The sequence below is a fragment of the Bradyrhizobium guangdongense genome, assembly GCF_006483445.1.
GTDB classification, from domain to species: domain Bacteria; phylum Pseudomonadota; class Alphaproteobacteria; order Rhizobiales; family Xanthobacteraceae; genus Bradyrhizobium; species Bradyrhizobium guangdongense_A.
Genome location: NZ_PPPT01000219.1, coordinates 1 through 1,191, shown reverse-complemented (window position 1 = coordinate 1,191; position 1,191 = coordinate 1). Strand labels below are relative to the sequence as shown.

Below are 1,191 nucleotides of genomic sequence, written 5' to 3'. Positions count from 1 at the left end.
CACGTCGAGCTGCAGCGCGCCGACGACGCCGACCAGCGCCGGCGCACCGTCGCGCGGACGGAACACCTGCACCACGCCCTCTTCCGACATCTGCTGCAGCGCTTCCTTCAGCTTCTTCGCTTTCATCGCGTCGGTCAGTCGCACGCGGCGGACGATTTCCGGCGCGAAGCTCGGCACGCCGACGAAGGTGAAGTCCTCGCCTTCCGTCAGCGTGTCGCCGATACGCAGCGTGCCGTGATTGGGAATGCCGACGACGTCACCGGCAAAGGCTTCGTCCGCGACCGAGCGGTCCTGCGCGAAGAAGAATTGCGGGCTCGACAGCGGCATGCTCTTGCCGGTACGCACCAGCTTGGCCTTCATGCCGCGACTGAGTTTTCCGGAGCACAGCCGCGCAAAGGCGATGCGGTCACGATGGTTCGGATCCATGTTGGCCTGGATCTTGAACACGAAAGCACTCATGCGCGGATCCGTCGCTTCGACCCTGCGCAAATTGCTGTCCTGCGCGCGCGGTTCAGGCGCAAACTTGCCGAGCCCTTCCAGGAGATCGCCGACGCCAAAATTGCGCAGCGCGCTGCCGAAATAGACCGGCGTCAAATGGCCCTCGCGAAAGGCCTCCAGCTCGAACGGTTTTGAGGCTTCGGTGACGAGCTCGAGCTCGTCCTTCACGGCGGAGACATCGAGGTTCGCGTTGAGCTTGCCGAGCTCCTCGATCTCGATCTGCTGCGCTGCGCCGGTCTTGGCGCCACCGCCTTCGAGCAGGCGCACGCCGCCATTGAGGACGTCATAGGTGCCGAGGAAGTCGCGGCCGCGGCCGACCGGCCAGGTCATCGGCGTGGTGTCGAGCGCCAGCGTCTTCTCGATCTCGTCCAGGAGCTCAAAGGTGTCGCGGCTCTCGCGGTCCATCTTGTTGATGAAGGTGATGATCGGGATATCCCGAAGACGACACACCTCGAACAGCTTTCGCGTCCGTGCCTCGATGCCTTTTGCGGCGTCGATCACCATGACGGCGGAGTCCACCGCGGTGAGCGTGCGATAGGTGTCTTCCGAAAAGTCCTCGTGGCCGGGCGTATCCAGCAGGTTGAACACGAGGCCCTCGAATTCGAAGGTCATCACCGAGGTGACGACCGAGATACCGCGCTCACGCTCGATCTTCATCCAGTCCGAGCGCGTGTTCCGCCGCTCGCCCTTGGC

At 63.9% G+C, this 1,191-nt stretch carries 1 protein-coding gene; it reads right to left on the bottom strand.

From position 1 onward, the window contains the following. Window positions 1-1,191, bottom strand: a 1,191-nt coding sequence (locus C2U70_RS28625; RefSeq protein WP_140981985.1) for a peptide chain release factor 3, incomplete at both ends; no start/stop codon positions are given.